This is a genomic window from Methyloceanibacter marginalis (assembly GCF_001723295.1).
Classification (GTDB): domain Bacteria; phylum Pseudomonadota; class Alphaproteobacteria; order Rhizobiales; family Methyloligellaceae; genus Methyloceanibacter; species Methyloceanibacter marginalis.
Genome location: NZ_LPWD01000194.1, coordinates 1 through 3406, shown reverse-complemented (window position 1 = coordinate 3406; position 3406 = coordinate 1). Strand labels below are relative to the sequence as shown.

Genomic DNA, 3406 nt, shown 5'->3' with positions numbered 1-3406 from the left:
ACGCCAATAACGCCTCCATCTGCTGCGGGAGCTGGCCGAAGGACCACGGCGTGGTAGGGAACGTCCTTCCTCGACGAGGACACCGGCCAGGAGGAGTATCTTGAGGACGCCGCGCTGGTTTGCGCGCCGACCCTGTTCGAACGCGCCGGCCAGGCCGGCGTGCGCTCGGCTCTTCTCACCAGCAAAAAGAAGACGACGGCGCTGCTTGGCCGTGGCGCGGAAATCCTTCTGGCTGCGGAAGCCCCCGACGGCGACTGGGAGAAGATTCTCGGCGAAGCGCCGCCGATCTACTCGCGCGAGATCAATTACTGGCTGCTGCGCGCTGCGATCCACGTGCTCGAGACGCGGCCCGAGATCGGCTGTCTCTACGTGCACACGACCGACTACCCCATGCATGAGTGGCCGCCCCAGGCGCCGGAATCCAAAGAGCATCTCGGGGAGATCGACGCGCTTCTGAAGGAAGCAGCCGAGGCCGCGCCGGATGCGGCGTTCCTGGTTAGCGCCGACCACGGCATGAACTACAAAGCGCGCTGCTGGGATCTCGATCGCGCCTGCGCGGCGCGGGGTGCGCCGATCCGCATCTCCATTTCCGCGGAGCGCGACAAATATCTCCGGCATCACCGCGGCTTCGGCGGCATGTCCTGGGTCTACACACTGAAACCCGGCGATGCCGCGGCGGTGAAGGCGCTGCTGCTTTCGCTCGAGGCGTGGAGCGGGTACTAACCCGCGCCGAGGCCGCCGATGAGTTTCGCCTGATGCCTGAGCGCATTGGCGATCTGGTCGTGGTGGGCGATGCGGATACGGTGTTCGGGCATCTGGAGAGACTCGAGATGGAGGTTCTGCCGCTCGGCTATCGCAGCCACGGCTCGCATCACGAACTCGACGTGCCGGTGATCCTGCACAACGCCGCGGGCGCCCCGGGTGCTTCGTACTTCCACAACAATCTCGATCTGGCTCGCTGGCTCTATCCAGCCGAGGCGGCCGCAACGCAAGACGTCGAGGAGACTATAGCGGCCGAATAGGCCGCGCGCTCAACAACACGCTGGCTCATTTTATCGTACAGCTACTTTTCCTGAGGCAGAATTGCTCTCGGGGCCGAGAGACATCGCGCATTATTACTTATGTGCCTTTCTGTTATTACTAGTGCGGATCTTTCAGCGACACGCACTTCGTCTTGTACGTCATCAAACCGCAATCTCCCAACGCTAGAGTTTCTTGAAACCGCCTGGGCGAGCTCGCCTCGCCGGCGGTGTTCCCAGTCGCTCTTTCGAGGGAGATGCAGTCATGCGAATTTTACGGAACCCGATGGGCATCGGCGCGGCGGCGGCCGTGCTCTGTCTTCTCGGCTTTGGTGGAGATTCCCTGGCGCAGTCGAGCAACGACTCGTTGCGGGTTGGTGGATCCACGACGCTGGTTCCGAGCGTGGTCAACGCCGCCAGCACGTTCATGGAAACGTTCGAAACCTGGGACAAGGCCAGCTCGGCGCTGCCGGGTGAACCAACGATCATCTATGTGACCGGCGGCGGGTCCGGTTTTGGCGTCAAGTCAGCGACCAACGGCACGGTCGATATCGGCATGGCCTCCCGCGACCTGAAGGACAAGGAGAAGTCGGCGCTCGGCACGTTCGAGGCCGTGCTGGTCGGCAAGGATGCCGTGGCCATCGCCGCCAACGTCGACAACCCGCTCGCCAAGACCCGCAAGAACTTGACGACCGAAGAGGTGCGCAAGCTCTTCAGCGGCGAACTCAAGACCTACAAGGATATCGATGCGTCGTTGCCGGACGAGGAGATCGTGCTTCTCGTGCGGGACGCGAGCGCAGGGTCCGCCGAAATCTTCCAGGAGAAGATCATGGGTGATGCGGCGGTGTCCTCCGGTGCGCTGCAGATGCCGAGCCAAGGCGCACTCATGAAGAAGCTCGAGTCCAACGCGAGTGCGCTCGCCTACATGTCGTCAGGCCTGGCGACCGAGAACGACGGCATCCAGACCTTCGCGCTCGACGGCGTGGAGCCCACGAACGCTAACGTCGTGAAAGGCGCGTATCCGCTGGCGCGGCCTCTGCTCATGATCGTCAAGGGCGCGCCGAACCCCATGGCGAAGCGATTTCTCGACTACATGCTCGCCGAGGGTCAGACCGACGTGGCAAGCCAAGGCTATGTGCCGGTGCACGAGGTTCAGTGATCCCGCCTCTTGCCGCCGGCTTTGATGTTGGCGCGGTCGTCACCCCCGCCCGGGGCGGCCGCGCCGACATTCTTTTGCGTTTCGTGTGCTGGGCCGCACTCGCATCCGTCGCGCTGCGCTCGGCGCGCTGGTCCTCATCATCTGCCACGAGGCCTGGCCGGCGGTCTCGAACCCCAAGAAGCTCTGGGCGCTGCTCTTCGCGCAGGACTGGGCGCCACTGCTCGATCCCCCGCTGCTCGGCATCCGTCATGCGATTCTGTCGACGCTGATGGTGACTGCGCTCAGCCTGGCGCTCGCCGTCCCACTCGGCTTCGGGATCGGCCTGTTCGTGGCCGAGCTCGCGCCGGGCTGGATCCGTGCGCTGCTTCAACCCTGTTTCGAGCTGCTCGCCGGCATCCCGTCCGTAGTCTACGGCTTCTTCGGCTATGTCACGCTCGTCGCCTGGTTCGAGCGCTATGGCGATATGGCGACAGGCGAGTCTATATTCGTCGCGTCCGTCGTGCTGGCCGTGATGGTGCTGCCGTTTATCGCCAGCGTCTCCGGCGAAGCGTTCAGCGCCGTGCCCGCCACCTTGCGCGAGGCCGCCTATTCGACCGGCGCCACCCGCTGGCATGTGGCCCGCCGCGTCCTCCTGCGCGCCGCGAAGCCCGGCCTGTTCGCCGCCGTCGCTCTGGGTCTCGCGCGCGCCGTGGGCGAGACGCTCGCCGTTCTGCTCCTTGCGGGCAACTCCACGGCGCTTCCCACATCGTTCATGGACCGTGGCCAGCCGCTCACCGCGCTGATCGCCACAGATCTGCCCGAGGCCGGCGTCGGCAGTGCCAAATATCACGCGCTCTATGCCGCGGGTCTCGTGCTGCTGGTGCTCACCGGCGCGATCAATCTCGTCGTCTGGCGTCTCAAGGGCCGCATCGTCTCCGCGCATGGGGGCGCCGCATGAGCGCGCAAATAGGGACCTTACGCAGATCCACCCTGCTCGCCGACCGCGTCTATGTGGCTCTCGCCTGGACCGCCGGCGCCATCGGCTTCGCGCTGCCGATGAGCATTGTCGGCTATCTCCTGATGGAGGGCGCGGGCCGGCTGTCCTGGGACTTCTGCTTCAGCCCCCCATGGGCTACCCGCTCGGCTCCTCGGGCGCATCGCGCCCGCCATTCTCGGCTCGCTGGCGCTGGTGGGCATCGGCCTCGCCGTGACCCTGCCACTTGCCGTAGCCAGCGCCGTGGCGCTCTCG

At 65.3% G+C, this 3406-nt stretch carries 3 protein-coding genes and 1 pseudogene; all 4 read left to right on the top strand.

Annotated features, from left to right (window positions below):
• Positions 1–78 precede the first annotated feature (78 nt).
• Positions 79–723 (top strand): annotated as a pseudogene (locus tag AUC71_RS08140) (alkaline phosphatase family protein); the annotation flags it as partial.
• Positions 708–1022, top strand: coding sequence for a hypothetical protein (locus tag AUC71_RS08135; protein ID WP_069623864.1), 315 nt, complete (start codon positions 708–710; stop codon positions 1020–1022). The pseudogene AUC71_RS08140 and the gene AUC71_RS08135, both read left to right, overlap by 16 nt.
• Positions 1023–1284: 262 nt before the next feature.
• Complete coding sequence (locus AUC71_RS08130) at positions 1285–2178, top strand: phosphate ABC transporter substrate-binding protein (protein ID WP_069623863.1); 894 nt, start codon at positions 1285–1287, stop codon at positions 2176–2178.
• Between the two features lie 85 nt (positions 2179–2263).
• Positions 2264–3115, top strand: a complete 852-nt coding sequence (gene pstC / locus AUC71_RS08125; RefSeq protein WP_069623862.1) for a phosphate ABC transporter permease subunit PstC — start codon at positions 2264–2266, stop codon at positions 3113–3115.
• Positions 3116–3406: the final 291 nt, after the last annotated feature.